General features: G+C 51.1%; 12 protein-coding genes and 2 pseudogenes. 8 read left to right on the plus strand and 6 right to left on the minus strand.

Going from position 1 to position 15,365, the window contains the following annotated elements; translation table 11 throughout:
• Nucleotides 1-84 precede the first annotated feature (84 nt).
• The 3 genes and pseudogenes from ACW9JE_RS21325 to ACW9JE_RS21335 form a co-directional block, all read right to left on the minus strand.
• Complete coding sequence (locus ACW9JE_RS21325) at nucleotides 85-1,611, minus strand: SulP family inorganic anion transporter (RefSeq protein ID WP_457433850.1); 1,527 nt, start codon at nucleotides 1,609-1,611, stop codon at nucleotides 85-87.
• A gap of 90 nt (nucleotides 1,612-1,701) precedes the next feature.
• Complete coding sequence (locus tag ACW9JE_RS21330) at nucleotides 1,702-2,433, minus strand: carbonic anhydrase (RefSeq protein ID WP_224539884.1); 732 nt, start codon at nucleotides 2,431-2,433, stop codon at nucleotides 1,702-1,704.
• Between the two features lie 241 nt (nucleotides 2,434-2,674).
• Nucleotides 2,675-3,511, minus strand: a pseudogene (locus tag ACW9JE_RS21335) (PA0069 family radical SAM protein); the annotation flags it as partial.
• A gap of 38 nt (nucleotides 3,512-3,549) precedes the next feature.
• Here ACW9JE_RS21335 and ACW9JE_RS21340 point away from each other — a divergent pair.
• The 3 genes from ACW9JE_RS21340 to ACW9JE_RS21350 all read left to right on the plus strand — a co-directional run bounded on the left by ACW9JE_RS21340 (nucleotide 3,550) and on the right by ACW9JE_RS21350 (nucleotide 8,191).
• On the plus strand, nucleotides 3,550-5,169 hold the full coding sequence (locus ACW9JE_RS21340; RefSeq protein WP_457433851.1) for a recombinase family protein: 1,620 nt from the start codon (nucleotides 3,550-3,552) through the stop codon (nucleotides 5,167-5,169).
• A gap of 389 nt (nucleotides 5,170-5,558) precedes the next feature.
• Entirely contained in the window at nucleotides 5,559-6,155 is a 597-nt protein-coding gene (locus ACW9JE_RS21345; RefSeq protein WP_457433852.1) for a hypothetical protein, read from the plus strand.
• On the plus strand, nucleotides 6,152-8,191 hold the full coding sequence (locus ACW9JE_RS21350) for a relaxase/mobilization nuclease domain-containing protein (protein ID WP_457433853.1): 2,040 nt from the start codon (nucleotides 6,152-6,154) through the stop codon (nucleotides 8,189-8,191). Before ACW9JE_RS21345 ends, ACW9JE_RS21350 begins: the two co-directional genes overlap by 4 nt.
• A 1,226-nt stretch (nucleotides 8,192-9,417) precedes the next feature.
• Here ACW9JE_RS21350 and ACW9JE_RS21355 read toward each other — a convergent pair.
• Nucleotides 9,418-9,645 (minus strand): annotated as a pseudogene (locus ACW9JE_RS21355) (PA0069 family radical SAM protein); the annotation flags it as partial.
• A 196-nt stretch (nucleotides 9,646-9,841) separates the two neighbouring features.
• Between ACW9JE_RS21355 and ACW9JE_RS21360 the strand changes: the two are divergent.
• Together ACW9JE_RS21360 and ACW9JE_RS21365 are read left to right on the plus strand one after the other, a co-directional pair.
• The gene (locus ACW9JE_RS21360; protein ID WP_224539880.1) at nucleotides 9,842-10,144 is read left to right on the plus strand and encodes a hypothetical protein; all 303 of its coding nucleotides are present in this window, start codon (nucleotides 9,842-9,844) and stop codon (nucleotides 10,142-10,144) included.
• A gap of 222 nt (nucleotides 10,145-10,366) precedes the next feature.
• Complete coding sequence (locus ACW9JE_RS21365) at nucleotides 10,367-11,014, plus strand: dual specificity protein phosphatase family protein (protein WP_224539878.1); 648 nt, start codon at nucleotides 10,367-10,369, stop codon at nucleotides 11,012-11,014.
• Between the two features lie 45 nt (nucleotides 11,015-11,059).
• Here the strand turns inward: ACW9JE_RS21365 and ACW9JE_RS21370 are convergent, their stop codons facing one another.
• Both ACW9JE_RS21370 and prlC read right to left on the minus strand, forming a co-directional pair.
• A complete protein-coding gene (locus ACW9JE_RS21370; protein ID WP_457433854.1) occupies nucleotides 11,060-11,347 on the minus strand; it encodes a YheV family putative zinc ribbon protein in 288 nt (95 codons plus the stop codon).
• Nucleotides 11,344-13,395, minus strand: a complete 2,052-nt coding sequence (gene prlC / locus ACW9JE_RS21375; protein WP_457433855.1) for an oligopeptidase A — start codon at nucleotides 13,393-13,395, stop codon at nucleotides 11,344-11,346. The genes ACW9JE_RS21370 and prlC overlap by 4 nt, the downstream gene beginning before the upstream one ends.
• An 89-nt stretch (nucleotides 13,396-13,484) precedes the next feature.
• Between prlC and ACW9JE_RS21380 the strand changes: the two genes are divergently transcribed.
• The 3 genes from ACW9JE_RS21380 to ACW9JE_RS21390 all read left to right on the plus strand — a co-directional run bounded on the left by ACW9JE_RS21380 (nucleotide 13,485) and on the right by ACW9JE_RS21390 (nucleotide 15,298).
• On the plus strand, nucleotides 13,485-14,030 hold the full coding sequence (locus ACW9JE_RS21380; protein WP_457433856.1) for a gamma carbonic anhydrase family protein: 546 nt from the start codon (nucleotides 13,485-13,487) through the stop codon (nucleotides 14,028-14,030).
• Between the two features lie 27 nt (nucleotides 14,031-14,057).
• A complete protein-coding gene (locus ACW9JE_RS21385; protein WP_175375777.1) occupies nucleotides 14,058-14,708 on the plus strand; it encodes an HAD family hydrolase in 651 nt (216 codons plus the stop codon).
• 131 nt (nucleotides 14,709-14,839) lie between these two features.
• On the plus strand, nucleotides 14,840-15,298 hold the full coding sequence (locus ACW9JE_RS21390) for an REP-associated tyrosine transposase (protein ID WP_457433857.1): 459 nt from the start codon (nucleotides 14,840-14,842) through the stop codon (nucleotides 15,296-15,298).
• Nucleotides 15,299-15,365: the final 67 nt, after the last annotated feature.

Genomic DNA, 15,365 nt, shown 5'->3' on the forward strand with positions numbered 1-15,365 from the left:
GACGTCCTCAAGAACGCCAAAAGCTTCGCGGGCAAGCCTCGCTCCTACAGGTTTATTTTTCGGGTTTATTTGTCGGTGGGTGGTTCAGGCGGCTGAACCTATGCCGGTATTGGTCCGCACCCGCCCTTCCAGCCTGCGCTTCAACCCCCGCGATTCGATCAACAGCTTCGAACCCTTGGCCGCATTCGCCCGGCCCCATTCTTCCAGCAATTCCAGGCACGAGTGATCGATGTAACTCAGGTTATTGAGCGGCACATGCACCGTCACACCTGGCGGAATGCTGCCCAGTACCTGGGTCAGTGCCGGCACCTTCAAGAACGTCGCCGCACCCGCCAGACGCAGTTCCATCTCACCTTCCTGAGGCAAATCGATCAGGCTGATTTTCAACCGCGAGGCCTTCAGCGCCAGCTTCACCAGAGTCAGGCCGAAACCGATCAATACACCGGTCAGCAAGTCGGTGAAGATGATCGCCAGGGCCGTGGCGGCGTAGGTGAACATCGGCATCCGACCGTAACGACCCAGGCCACGGAAAGCCTTGAGATCCACCAGTTTGAAACCGGTGTAGACCAACACACCCGCCAGGCTCGCCACAGGAATGCTTTGCAGCACGCTCGACAGTAGCAGCACGAACGCCAGCAGCCACAGGCCGTGGAAAATCGTCGAGTAGCGCGTGGTGGCGCCGGCCTGGACATTGGCCGAGCTACGCACGATTACCCCGGTCATCGGCAAGGCGCCGAGCAGTCCGCAGAGCATGTTGCCCACGCCTTGCGCCGACAGTTCGCGGTCGAAGTCCGCACGCTGGCCGCTGTGCATGCGATCCACGGCGGCGGCGGAGAGCAGTGTTTCGGCGCTGGCGATGAAGGCCACGGCAAACGCGGCGATCAGCAGCGTGGGGTCGGCCAGATTGAGCAGATCATTGGGTTTCAGCCAGTCGATGGCCTCTGCCAGATTGGCCGGAACTTCGACCCGTTTCACCGGCAATGCCAGAAGAAGGCTGGCGATCGTAGCCAGACCCACCCCGAGTAATGCTCCAGGAACGAAGCGCAGCGAATGCGGACGAAGCTTTTCCCACAGCCACATCACCGCGATGGTCGACAGCCCCAGCAGTCCTGCCTGCCAGCCAAACGACGGCAATGCCTGGGCCACGGCACCGGGAAAAGCCGTGAGGTTATCAAGGCCCGAGGGTTTCGGTGCGGCGTCGAGCATCACATGCACCTGTGACAACACGATCAGTACGCCAATCCCGGCGAGCATGCCGTACACCACCGCCGGCGCCGTGACCCGGAACCAGCAGCCGAGCTTGAAGCGCCCGGCCAGCAATTGCAGAAACCCCGCCAGCAGCAGGATCGGCCCGAGCATGGCCACGCCATGCTGGCGCACCAGTTCGAACACCAGCACCGCCAGGCCGGCGGCGGGGCCGCTGACCTGCAATGGTGAACCCGCCAGCCAGCCCACGACCAGGCCACCGATGATGCCGGTGATCAAGCCTTTGGCAGGCGGCAAGCCCGAGGCGATGGCGATGCCCATGCACAAAGGCAGGGCGACCAGAAACACAACCACCGAAGCCAGCAGCTCCCGTGGCAATACAGCTCTGAGTTGAGCAGCACGCATGGTGATTCTCCCGAAGTTTTCTTCAGGCGTGGCAAGGCCGGACCGCTGAAACAGCGGCCGGCGTCAAACCACACGGATTTTTAGGAGGATTTAGAAGCGCGCTTTGGGCGTCGCCATGGGGATCGGCAGGCTGCCATCAAGCGGCAGGAAACGACCCTGATCGGCGTCGTAGGCTTTGATCTTGCTGGTTTCGATGTCGTAGACCCAGCCATGGATGTACAGATGGCCGTTGGCGATACGCGAGGCGACCGAAGGGTGGGTGCGCAGGTGCTGCAATTGAGCGATGACATTTTCCTCGGTGAGGACATGCATGGTCTCTGTTTCGCTCGCGCAGTTGCAGTTGTCGTGCACCATGGTTTTCGCCACTTCCGCATGCTGCAGCCAGGCTTTGACCGTGGGCATCTTCTCCAGGGTGTGAGGATTGAGCACCGCCCGCATCGCGCCGCAATCGGAGTGGCCGCAAATGATGATGTGCTGCACGCCCAGCGCCAGTACCGCGTACTCGATGGCCGTGGAAACACCACCGTTCATTTGCCCGTAAGGCGGAACCACGTTGCCCACGTTACGGGTGACGAACAGGTCGCCGGGCGAGCTGTGGGTGATGAGTTCGGGGACGATACGCGAGTCTGCGCAGGTGATGAACATGGCCCGGGGGGATTGAGCCGTGGCCAGTTTCTTGAAGAGCTCTTCCTGCTGTGGGAAGACCTCATGATGAAAATGCAAAAAGCCGTCAACGATATGCTTCAACGCTGCATCGGCGGTTTCTACCTCGGGCTGGGTGGAAGCCGACGCAGCCAACGGCTGTTTATCCTTGTCACTCATGATTCATCCTCTTTGGCGGGCTCAGGGAATTGTCCCGTATGTCCGGCGTGAAGCCAGTGGCTGGTCAAAAAACATCCAGGTCATGAAGCTCGACCCGTCAGTCACTCGATGAACAAGGTAGCGGCCGAATCTTAACTCAAACTGAATCAAAGGCTCTAGAACGTGTGTTCCAGGTCACAAAAAACGTGACCAGCCTACCGGTGGTGCCTGTTTCCAGTAATCAACCATAGGTCAATTGTCCTCAAATCAATGACATTTGGCGACCCGGCGGACAGAAGGCATTGCAGTCCAGGTTGAACCCCTCCCGTCGATTGAGCCCCAGTCGCTTGACGGCTTTGGCAAAACGCTGCGCCAGCAAGTCGGCAAACGGCCCTTCGCCGCGCATTCGCGCGCCGAAACGGCTGTCGTACAGCTCACCGCCGCGACTCTGGCGAATCAGGCTCAGCACGTGCGCGGCCCGCTGCGGGTAGTGGGCCGCCAGCCATTCCTCGAACAGCGGCGCCACTTCCAGCGGCAGGCGCAACATCATGTAGGCGGCGCTTTGCGCTCCGGCGGCGTGGGCTTCGGTGAGCAGGCTTTCGAGCTCGCTGTCGTTGATCATCGGAATCATCGGCGAGCACAGCACCCCCACCGGAATCCCCGCGTCACGCATCACCCGGATCGCCCGCAGCCGGGCCTTGGGCGCCGCGGCCCGGGGTTCGAGGATGCGTTTGAGTTCGTCGTCCAGGCTGGTCAGGCTGATCATCACCGCCACCAGTCGCTGTTGGGCCAGCTCGGTGAGCAGGTCCAGATCGCGCAGGATCAGCGAGCCCTTGGTGACGATGGTCACCGGATGCCGGTAGCGCAGCAGCACTTCGAGGGTTTGCCGGGTGAGTTTGTATTCGCGTTCGATCGGCTGGTAGGGATCGGTATTGGACCCCAGGTTGATCGGCGCGCATTGATAGCCGCGCTTGGACAGCTGCTGTTCAAGCACGTCCACGGCGTTGGTCTTGGCGATCAGCCGGGTTTCGAAGTCCAGCCCAGGCGACATGTCCCAATAGGCGTGGCTGGGACGCGCGTAACAGTAGATGCAGACATGCTAGGCTATACGTTCCATAGTCTCTGGCTGCTCAAAAAATGACCAAAAAATGTTATCCCTACGTTCGATTCTCATCTACACGTCAAGAGGATGGCAGCACCAGAACCCGCCAGAATGAGCTTATAGACGCTTTTGTGTCCTTGCATGGCTTGGAGGTAGACCGACACCTTGAAGACGCCGGAACGTCTGCATATCACGGTAAAAATGCCAGTGCTGAGGGCGTGCTAGGTCAGTTTCTTCAAGAAGTCAGGAAAGGCGAAATCGAGCGAGGTTCCTACCTGCTTATTGAGAACTTCGACCGACTATCAAGAGACAAGATTGTTCGCAGTAATAAAATTTTTACAGACCTACTATTCTCCGGCATCAGGATTGTTATTCTTGATAGAAATAAAGTCTATGACGCTGATAACCTTGATTTTGGCGACTGGATTAACGCACTTGTAGAATTTGAACGAGCTAACGCAGAGAGCAAGCGGAAAAGCGATTTTTCAAGTAAAGCATGGAAATACAATCGTGAAAAAATGCGTGATGGTGAAATTGTCACTAAAAAAGTTCCAACATGGTTAAAAGTTGAAAATAACACTTTCATCATTGACGAAGAAAAAGTTGAAAGAATTAGAACACTTTTCAAGCTCTCTTTGTCGAAAGGACTGCAAGAAGCAACCAAAGAATACAATCAACTATTCATTGAAAAGATTGCCATTCATCAAGCTCAATACCTATTGAGCAACAGAAAGCTAATAGGCGAGCATTCCCCGCAAAAAATTCATTATGATGAAAATGGAAGACTTAAAAGAAAAGATGAAGGGGAACCAATCCCTAACTACTACCCAGCAGTTATAGATGAAGAACTTTTTTTAAAGGTTCAATCTGTCATCAAGTCAAGAAAACCTTTCGCCGGTAGATACTCTAATCAACGATATAACATCTTTCGTGACCTTATACACTGTCAATGGTGTGGCGGCACCATTAGGTATATGAACAAAGGCGAACGGGATTATTTCATTTGCACAAATTCAATGACAGGCAAATGTGATTTGAACAGTCACTTTGGTCAGCAATCCATTCGTGGCAAAAAATTATTTAACATGTTCTTTCGTTTCACCGATGGAATAAATATCGGCACGTTATTAGAAGAAAACTCAAACGCCGACGAAGTAAAGAACTCAATCATGAAGTTAGAAAATAATAGAAATAAAATCAACATCAGGCTTCATGATTTTAAATCCAAAGTCAAAGCGATGATTATGGATGGCGAATCCATTCCAGAAACTTACAACGAAATCATTATTGAATTAGAAACATCCATCACGAACACTGACATAACAATCGAAGAAAAGAAAAAAGAACTAGAACAAATCTTTGCATCGTTTAAATCCTTCTATGACTTGAAAGACATTGACATTGAGAAAATCATTTATGACAAAACAGAGGAAGCGATAGCAAAGCGAGTTTCATACAACAATGAGTTGAAAAACATCATTAAGCATATTCGAATTGATTTCTTGAATACTGTTTTAGAAATTGAGTTCGCTAACAAAATCACAAGGCTCATTGATGGTGATGGCAGCGTTCTTGATTACGAAAAAGACCATGTGCCCGAAGACTTCACGACCATCTACAACTATGACAAGGATTACATAAATCCAGATGCCTAGATTTTCACCAGATTGTTTTTAAAGTGCTATTGCGTTATTGACACTTTGATTGTTTGCACGCTGCTTTTAACTTCCAGATTATGGCCGCCAATTGGTGGCCTTTCTTTTGTGCTATACATTTTCAATTTCAAACTTTGATTGAAATATCCGCCCACTTGAAAACATTATAATACATGTTACTTTATATATAGGCTACTTATCTAGGCAAGCAATGTTCTTGGTTCCCAAATAACTCTTAAATGGTTCCCATTTATTCATTATTTGGTTCCCAACCAACAGCTAAATGGTTCCCATTTATCTGTTGTTTGGTTCCCAAGAACGCTTGATTTTTCGCACTTCGTTTGAAAAATATAGGAGCATAAAACAAATAAATACATTAGGAGTTCAATATGAAGAAAGTCAAAGACACAGATACCAAAAGACAAAAGAGAGGTGAGATTACAAAAGAAATTCTAGTCACGTATTTCAATGGCAGGCCAAAAAACAAGCTAGATGAAAGTGAGTTGAAAGAGTTCCAAAAAATCTATTCAAGATTATCCGAGCAAAAGAGAGGTGAAAGTTTTCATCTTCGCTTTTCAGGTGATAGTGCAGCTTTCATGAAGAAACTATTTATAGAGAACCCGAAGACCAACAAAAGCAATCTCGTTAAAAAAATAATTGAGAAGCGAGTTACATCCTGCATTGAATATACAGACCCTCAGCTAATTGAAGCGGCTAAAATTATCGACGAGGCATTTGGCACTGGGAAGGCTTTCAATATTATCATCAACGCAACAACAGTATTGGAAAAAATTGACAGTAATGGTGTTGCAAAATTTGGCAACGGTAAAGAATATAATTTCAAAAGCACACTAGACGTTCTGAACGAGCGATTAATGCAAGCGGAACAATTGATGGATAGGGTTAACAACTTGCTTGATGGTGTAAATCTTCAAGGTAGAGTTATTTACAACAAAGAAAAGGACAACAACAATGGTGATGTATGATAATCAAAAAACCACAAGGAGATTTATCTGCCAACCTATCTAGTAAAAAAGAAATAGTTTTCAATGTGGACTATTTCTTGAATAAGGCTTTTCACAAAAACGAACCAGACACATGCAACTTACCTTTTGTAAATAAATTCACTGACAACCATTCATATAGTAATTTCATGGCTGAATACTTTATGGACGATTTAAGCAAGGGACAAAAGTATGCGGCTTTATGCGATATTGTTTCTTTCTCGCCCAATGACTTTGATGTTGATAACCTAACACTAGAAGATAAGCAGAAAGCTTTTAAAGCAGTCAAGTCATACGTTAGACAAGTCTATGGTTCAAGAACATTCGTAGCGGACTATCACATTGATAATGGACAACTTCATTATCATATCGTCGTAAAAAACAAAGATAAATTTGGAAATTGCTACACAACAAAAGCGTTCAATGACTTCGACAAGAAAGAGAGAGTTGCAGCAAAGCTTGAAAAACAATTCGGGCTTGAAGTTGTTGAAAATAGAAAGTGCGTATTAGCAGAACAACAACGTCTTGATGATTTTCAGTATTCTCCCACAGCTCATTTGCAACGATTTAAAAAACATAATCCAACAGCTTATGCCGATAAAGTTGACCAACTTACAGCGATGGATGATTTCATCAGGTCAACCGCCAAGAAATCAAAGTCACCACAAGAACTTTTCGAAGCATTACAAGCCAACAACATCGGTATTCGCATAAATAATGACAATGCGGCAAATCTTGCATTTTCATTTATTGATGGCAACGATAATTCGTTAAAAGCATCGCAGGTTAATCTTTCAATGAAGTCTTTAAAGGCTAAATTCAAAGACTTTAATGATGAGCAGCTTAAAGACATAGTAAGGCAAGCGGCAGAGTTTACACCTAATAAAATCACACATAACCTTGCATGGGTTGGCAAACGAATTGACTTTGAACCTATAATAAAAACAAAAAAAGACACAATCCAATGGAGATTAAAGAAATATCAAGCAGAAGAGCACTCAAATATTGTTCGCTACTATTCAATATCAAAAAAAGGTTATGAATATGACAAGTTCACACATGACAAAAAAAGCAATTCCGTTTCTATTCATGAAGTAAGTCCATCGACAATTCGGGACGCTTTGATTGTATTAACTAATAATTCACCATGCGAAACTATCAAAACGGAATCCGCCAGTAAAAGCTTTTGTATTGAGGGCATCAAACAATCAGTTGAATTAGGCTTGTTTGATAAATCAGGCTTTCAGTTCCTAATGCCTAACGTGAAAGACTTGTCAGCGGAAGATGTTGAACAATTGAATGATTACCTTCGAGATAAGGGCAAGCCAGAAATTGAATTCAAAGAAGCTGATGGTGTCTTGATAGCTATCGCCAAGATTGAAAAGCCAGTCATAGAAGCCGCTCATGAAGCCATAGAGGCATCGAAACCGATTATACCGACCCATGACATGCCAGAGGCACAAGTACAGCTAGAAATGGCTGATATTGAGCCACAGATAGCAGACGATGAACAGCCAATCATTGATCCATCTACTTATGATGATTTGATTGATGACTTAATATCCGATTATCAAGAAAGCTACTTTGTTTCAGGGATTATTGACAGCGTAATTGAGGCGTTAGATGGAGATATTGAAGGAGAACCCAACAACATACATTTATTGATTTTGGAAAAAATCCAAAACAATGAAGTTGATAACAAGCTTAAAACAGTTGTGCTTGAAAGATTGGAAAATGCTTTGATATGCGATATTGAACACGAAGTTAATTCATTGAAAAAAATGCACTTGCCGGGAAATTCAAGTCACAGCATTGATGAACATAGGGAATTTGACAAAAAGTATATTCCAAATCTATTGGTCGAAGAACAAAAAAACCAATATTGGAGCAGGCAGCATATATACAAACTTAAAGACAGGCTTGAAGAAATCAATCCCGATATAGCAGATGATATGAATTACGCTATTAAAGAGAGGTTTAGGTATGGTCCGGGGCATTTCTACAAGTATAAAAAATAAAGCCCGCTATGGGCTTTATTTGACTTTCAATATTTAAATGATACGATAAGAAAAGGTGAAGCCCTAATGTGATTAGCATTAAGGCTTCGGTGTTGAACTGATACCAGCAGTTTCAACTTGTAATTAAAGTTATAACATATAATTATAATCATTCAAGTCCCTCCTGCTGGAAAATTCCATAACTATAAGAAAGTCAGTATTAACACCTGTAAGCAATGTTGGAAATTCAGGTGATTGTTCCGTTGCGTAGCCAAAGAGAAATAGAATGGGGATATTGGAAATTTCTCAACCCGCCAGCCATAGAAATATGTTGAACAGGGTTCCAATGTGGTGCTGATATAGCCATTAAGTGTTCAAAGTTTAAACTGAATATCACAGATTTAAACCCTGAGAAGTTGCAGAATCAGGTCAGGCTTCACTTGTTTTTTTTAATAGAAACGAGGAAGACCAGATTTGCCTGAGAAGATCAAAGGCGAAGCCTTCTTCGAAGGCAATTCTGGAATTGTAAAGCGAAAAGCCGCTAGGCTTTGAGTATATAAAGAAGATCTTATTTATTAAGAAAGACGCACGTACCCACCCGCATGACCTAACCCCTAACCCCTAACCCCTAACCCCTAACCCCTAACCCCTAACCCCTAACCCCTTCAAATTCTCTGCTGCGATGATTTAAATAGGTCAAATTCAAGCGATGTGTAACAGGTTGATAGTCATATACCTAAAATCTCACATCCACGTTGAAATGCTCATCTAAGAACGTATAAAACCATCTGGATATTGCGAACCAAGTTCGCCAATAAAGCGGAGGGCGTCGAAGGCCAGTAATTTTTCAAAAAATCAACACTCATAAAATAGACCTATTTAGAGCCTGAAATTTCTTTCGTGTATAACAATACCGAGAATAAAAACGTAGCGTATTTTGTCCGATTCCGTTAGTTCCTTGAAAATTGAGTCCGATATTATTTTTATTTTTTCATTGAGTTTTTTGAGTTTTTAACTTTCTCAAACTTTCGATTTATGGCTTAAATACGGCAGAATAACGTTGTCAATAGCAAGGCGAAAATATATTTAAGGTCGGACAATAATTCACAATTTTTAAAATTTAGAGTTAGACCTTAATCGGTGCTTTTATACAAAAATTTATATGTGCTCAATTTTCATGCTTGAACAAGTTCAACCACAAAAATCGACCTTGATGGAAGAATGGAACCTATCGCTGAACATAGCCAACCGTGCTCGCAGCCACGGTACGGGTTGATCGAACGATCGAAAGGCAGGTCCGGCGAGTTGTTGCGGGTGATGATGCTCTTCGCCGTCTCGATCTGCACTTCGGTGCCCTGTGTCATCGGCACTTCCTGATACCAGCCGTCGTCCTCGGCCACCGAGCGACTGGGCGCGAAGCGATTGTGCGGGTTGGTCGCGGTGCCGCGGCCGCGAGGAGGCAGTGGGGTAGCCATCGGAGCGATCCTTTAACTGTATGTGCATGCAGTATCCGAGGTTCGGCGTACAGGCCAGTGCCGTTCGGCACCCGAGTATTTGCAAGATGTGCATGTCATGGCGGGAAACATATCGCTCGAAGTGTTCCGTTGTTTCAGCAGTACTATCTTCGGCACACGAATCGGTCGTGTATTCATTATTAAAAGGATTTAAATAATGTCGACTTACAATCAACGCGGTGTTTTTCTGCAGTTACTTCGACCTTCAATTATCAATCCAAAGGAAGTCAGAGTTTCCATGCAGTTTGCTCTTAAGGAAGAAGGCTACGATCAGGTCAACCGCGATGTAACCTGTTCCCTGCTCGACTCGACCCTGCGCGAGGCCGTGTCCCATGATGGCGGCGTCACCTTCACCATCAATGCTCATGCCGACATGGATGCCGATGGCGATATCGACTTGCAGGACAAGGCGATATTGGCAGGGTTGGCCAAAGCGTATTCGAAGATCATCAATCCCTGATTCATTCAAACTACCCGGCGCACTCAAGTGAATGAAATCGGGTAATTCGCCATACAGGAACGGCGCGCACAGTTCGTGCCGTTCTTTGATCGTTATGTTTTTCAAACAAGAAAAACCTGAAAGTCTGCTATTCACGATTCTTTGACAATCATGTGACAGGCCCTTGACTGGCAAACCGGAAAATTTGCGCCACTCATTCACGTTTTCCAGGATCCTCCAAGCATGCGCTTACCGCGTCTTTCACCTGCGGCGTTACTGTTGTCACTGTTCGCGTTTTTCAATCTGTCGCTGGTCCATGCCGACGACGCCACGCTGACCCGTCCCGCGGAATGGGCCCAGCCGATCGAAGTGCAATACAACCTTTTCCAGATGTCGCCGACGCTCTACCGCAGCGCGTTGCCCGACAGCGGGGCGGTGCCGCTGCTGCACAAGCTCAAGGTCGCCACCGTGATCAACTTTCTGCCTGAATCGGATTCGAGCTGGTTGGCCGCACCCGATATCGCTCAGGTACAGCTGCCTTATCGCACCAATCATGTGGATGACGCCGATGTGCTCAAGGCACTGCGTGCCATTCAGGAAGCCGAAACCAGAGGCCCGGTGCTGATGCACTGCAAGCACGGCTCCGACCGGACCGGCCTGATGGCGGCGATGTATCGGGTGGTGGTGCAGGGCTGGAGCAAGGAAGAGGCGTTGAGCGAGATGACCCGCGGCGGTTTTGGCGACAACAACCATTTCAAGGACGGCGTTCGCTACATGATGCAGGCCGATGTGGAAAAGCTGCGCACGGCGATGGTCAATGGCGATTGCAGCACCAGTGCGTTCGCGGCGTGTTCGATGAAGAGCTGGTTCCAGTCGGCTCACGTCCAGTAAAACAACCTTCCACTGCATTGCGCAGTGGAAGGTTGTCCTGACGACTTACTGCTGTTCGTCGGGCTTCTTTTTCAGCTTCGGATTGGGGAAGAACTGCACCGCCTGGACTTTGGTGTCCGCAGGTTTCACCACCGGAGTATTGACCCGCGTGCCCAATTCCTTGGGCACCGACAGCCCCTGCTCATTGAGCGTGTCGGAGTAACCGCAGGCCACGCACTCGCGATGCGGTACGTCGTCTTTGCTCCACATCATCAGCTTGTCCGGCTCGCTGCAGGCCGGGCACACCGCGCCGGCGATAAAGCGTCGTTTGGTAATCACAGTCGCCTCACTCATGCTGCGGCGCCTTCACTCAGGCCGCTGTGGCGCAAGAGTGCGTCAATCGACGGCTCGCGACCACGGAAGTCGACGAACAGCACCATCGGCTCCTGGGAGCCGCCGCGCGCCAGGATCGCTTCGCGGAACGCGCGACCGGTGTCGGCGTTGAGCACACCTTCTTCCTCGAACTTCGAGAAGGCATCGGCCGACAGCACTTCCGCCCACTTGTAGCTGTAGTAACCGGCCGCGTAACCGCCGGCAAAAATGTGCGCGAAGCTGTTGGGGAAGCGGTTGTAGGCCGGCGGACGCATCACCGACACTTCGTCGCGTACGCCTTCGAGCACCTGCAGCACGCTGCGACCGTCGCCGTGGGTGGCGTGCAATTCGAAGTCGAACAGCGAGAACTCCAGCTGGCGCACCATCATCAGGCCGGACTGGAAGTTTTTCGCCGCGAGCATTTTTTGCAGCAGGTCCTGAGGCAGTGGCTCGCCGGTTTCGTAATGACCGGAAATCAGCGCCAGGCCTTCCGGCTCCCAGCACCAGTTCTCCATGAACTGGCTTGGCAGCTCTACCGCATCCCAGGCCACGCCGTTGATGCCGGAAACGCCGGCGTGCTCGACGCGGGTCAGCAGGTGATGCAGGCCATGGCCGAATTCGTGGAACAGGGTGGTCACTTCATCGTGGGTCAGCAGGGCAGGCTTGCCGCTGTCGGCCGGGGTGAAGTTGCACACCAGGTTGGCCACCGGGCTCTGCAGAGCGCCTGCGGCGGTGCGACGACGATCGCGGGCGCCGTCCATCCAGGCGCCGCCGCGCTTGTTGGCGCGAGCGTAGAGATCGAAGAAGAAGCGGCCGACGTGCTGGCCGTTTTCCTTGATTTCAAACAGACGGACATCCGGGTGCCAGCTGTCGAAACCTTTCTGCTCGGTGATCTCGATGCCGTACAGGCGTTGCACGATGGCGAACAGGCCGCCCAGTACTTTATCGATCGGGAAGTAGGCGCGCAGGGCTTCCTGGGCAACGCTGTAGCGCTGCTCGCGGAGTTTTTCGCCGTAGAAACCGCTGTCCCAGCTTTGCAGGTCCGGGCAGCCCTGTTCGGCGGCGTACGCCTTCAGTTGCTCAAGATCCTGGGCGGCGAACGGCTTGCTGCGCTTGGCCAGATCGCGCAGGAAGCTCAGCACCTGATCGCTGGACTCGGCCATTTTGGTTGCCAGGCTCAGCTCGGAGAAGCTGGCGAAGCCCAGCAGTTTGGCCAGTTCCTGACGCAGGTCGAGGATCTCCTGCATGACCGGGCCGTTGTCGTTCTGGCCGGCATTCGGGCCCTGGTCCGAGGCACGGGTGCAGTAGGCGGCGTAGACTTCTTCGCGCAGGGCACGGTCCTGGGCGTAGGTCATCACCGCGTAGTAGCTCGGGAATTCCAGGGTGATCAGCCAGCCGTCCAGGTCTTTGGCCTGGGCCGCGGCGGCCATTTGCGCCTTGGCCGATTCGGTCAGGCCGGCGAGGGCGGCTTCGTCGGTGACGTGCTTGGTCCAGGCCTGGGTCGCATCAAGGAGCTGGTTGGAGAAACGGCTACCCAGCTCCGACAGCTTGCTCTGCACTTCGGCGTAGCGCTTCTGCTCGGCTTCCGGCAGGTCGATACCCGACAGGCGGAAATCGCGCAGGGCGTGTTCCAGAATGGTTTTCTGTGCCACGTCGAAACCGGCGGCCTCCGGGCTGTTGGCCAAGGCTTCATAGGCCTGGAACAGCTCACGGTTCTGGCCCATTTCAGTGGAGTAGGCGCTCAAGGCCGGCAGGCAGGACTCATAGGCTTCTCGCAGTTCGGCACTGTTGCACACGGCATTCAGGTGGCTGACCGGGCTCCAGGCAGCGCCGAGGCGATCGTTGAGCTCGTCCATCGCCAGCACCAGGCCGGCCCAGCTCGGTTGTTTGCCCTGGGTCTTGAGGATCTCGATAATGGCGGCGCGGTTGTCAGCCAGGATCTGTTCAATGGCCGGTTGCACATGTTCGGCACGGATCGCGGAGAACGGCGGCAGGTCGTAGGACTGCAAAAGAGGGTTGTTCACGCTCACGGTTGACACCTTGGCTGGAAGAAACATGCAGCCATCTTAATTACAATCGACGTTCACCGCAGCTATCAGCGACAGAGAGAAACCCTATCGTGAACCTTCGCAAGTATCAGAATCACACGCCGTTGCTCGGCAAAGGCGCCTTTGTCGACCGTTCGGCGGTGGTGATCGGCGATGTCGAAATCGGCGAAGACAGCTCGGTCTGGCCATTGACCGTGATCCGTGGCGACATGCACCGCATCCGCATCGGTGCGCGCACCAGCGTGCAGGACGGCTGCGTGCTGCACATCACCCACGCCGGACCGTTCAACCCCGATGGTTTCCCGCTGCTGATCGGCGATGACGTGACCATCGCCCATAAGGTCATGCTGCATGGCTGCACCGTCGGCAGCCGCGTGCTGATCGGCATGGGCAGCATCATCATGGACGGCGCGGTGGTGGCCGATGACGTGATCGTCGGCGCCGGCAGCCTGGTGCCGCCGGGCAAGCAACTGCAAAGCGGGTTTCTCTACGTGGGCAGTCCGGTGAAGCAGATCCGGCCGCTGACGGACAAGGAGCGGGCCTTTTTCACCTACAGCGCCGCGAACTACGTGAAGCTCAAGGATCTGCATCTGGCCGAAGGCTACGACCAGGCCTGATTCCGACGCTCTTATTCAGGATTCGACATGCATTACCAGACCATTCTGTTCGACCTCGACGGCACCCTGACCGACCCGCGCGAAGGCATCACCCGTTCGATTCAATTCGCCCTGGCCAAGCTGGGCATCGATGAGCCCGATCTGACCAGGCTCGAGCACTTCATCGGCCCGCCGTTGCTGCAGGCCTTCATGCAGTTCTACGACTTCGACGAGGCCAAGGCCTGGGAAGCGGTGAATTTCTACCGGGAGCGCTTCAAGGTCACCGGCCTGTACGAAAACCGGGTATTCGACGGCGTCATGCCGCTGCTGGAAACCTTGGGCGGGCAAGGCCGGCAGCTGTACATCGCCACCTCCAAGCCCTGGGTCTTCGCCCGGGAAATCGCCCGACATTTCGATTTCGCCCGGCACTTCAAGGTGATCTACGGCAGCGAACTGGACGGCACCCGCACCAACAAGGTCGAGCTGATCGCCCACTTGATGGCCGAAGAAAAACTCGACCCAACCAACACCCTGATGATCGGCGACCGCAAACACGACCTGATCGGCGCCCGCAGCAACGGGCTGGACGCGGCGGCAGTGGGCTACGGCTTCGGCAGCCACGAAGAACTCAGCGCCGAAGCGCCGGCCTATCATTTCGAAACGCTGGATGAGATGCATCAGGCGTTTTTGCGGCGTTAATGAAATCGCCTTCGCTCTGTAGGAGCAAGGCTTGCCCGCGAAACGGACACATCCGGACCAACTGACACCACTCAAATCCTCCTTCGGCGAACTAGCCTGATGACTCAGGCCACGATCAAGGAGGATCACTGATGCCAAAACTGCGCCACGCACATCGATTGCGCCATGGAAGGTATTCGGAGCCAGGCCAGATTTATCTACTGATAGCCGTATCTTTGAATCGAGAGCCCTTGTTTCGCGAGTTCAGGAATGGACGCCTGGTCGTCGATGCGTTCAGAGCAGCCGAGCAGGAAGGAGCTGCAACATCATTGGCCTTTGTGGTGATGCCCGATCATTTCCATTGGCTGATAGAGCTGCAGAACACTAGGCTTTCGAAGTTGATGGCTCGGACCAAGTCTCGCGCTGCAGTGATGCTCAATCGCTCGATAGGTCGGCAAGGGGCGGTCTGGCAGCCTGGGTTTCATGATCGGGCCATTCGCAAGGAGGAAGATTTGCCGGCGGTTGCGCGATACATCGTTGCCAATCCTTTGCGGGCGGGATTGGTTGATAAGGTCGGGAATTATCCGCTGTGGGACGCAGTTTGGTTGTGAGTTTGGGATCGTCTTCGCGGGCAAGCCTCGCTCCTACCGGGTTAAGGTGTCGTCTCTGTAGGAGCAA

The sequence above is a fragment of the Pseudomonas sp. SDO55104_S430 genome (assembly GCF_054070595.1).

Bases quoted from the DNA above. Each gene is read 5' to 3' on its own strand.
- ACW9JE_RS21325 (WP_457433850.1), bottom strand. From the start codon at position 1,611: ATGCGTGCTGCTCAACTCAGAGCTGTATTGCCACGGGAGCTGCTGGCT.
- ACW9JE_RS21330 (WP_224539884.1), bottom strand. From the start codon at position 2,433: ATGAGTGACAAGGATAAACAGCCGTTGGCTGCGTCGGCTTCCACCCAG.
- ACW9JE_RS21340 (WP_457433851.1), top strand. From the start codon at position 3,550: ATGACCAAAAAATGTTATCCCTACGTTCGATTCTCATCTACACGTCAA.
- ACW9JE_RS21345 (WP_457433852.1), top strand. From the start codon at position 5,559: ATGAAGAAAGTCAAAGACACAGATACCAAAAGACAAAAGAGAGGTGAG.
- ACW9JE_RS21350 (WP_457433853.1), top strand. From the start codon at position 6,152: ATGATAATCAAAAAACCACAAGGAGATTTATCTGCCAACCTATCTAGT.
- ACW9JE_RS21360 (WP_224539880.1), top strand. From the start codon at position 9,842: ATGTCGACTTACAATCAACGCGGTGTTTTTCTGCAGTTACTTCGACCT.
- ACW9JE_RS21365 (WP_224539878.1), top strand. From the start codon at position 10,367: ATGCGCTTACCGCGTCTTTCACCTGCGGCGTTACTGTTGTCACTGTTC.
- ACW9JE_RS21370 (WP_457433854.1), bottom strand. From the start codon at position 11,347: ATGAGTGAGGCGACTGTGATTACCAAACGACGCTTTATCGCCGGCGCG.
- ACW9JE_RS21385 (WP_175375777.1), top strand. From the start codon at position 14,058: ATGCATTACCAGACCATTCTGTTCGACCTCGACGGCACCCTGACCGAC.
- ACW9JE_RS21390 (WP_457433857.1), top strand. From the start codon at position 14,840: ATGCCAAAACTGCGCCACGCACATCGATTGCGCCATGGAAGGTATTCG.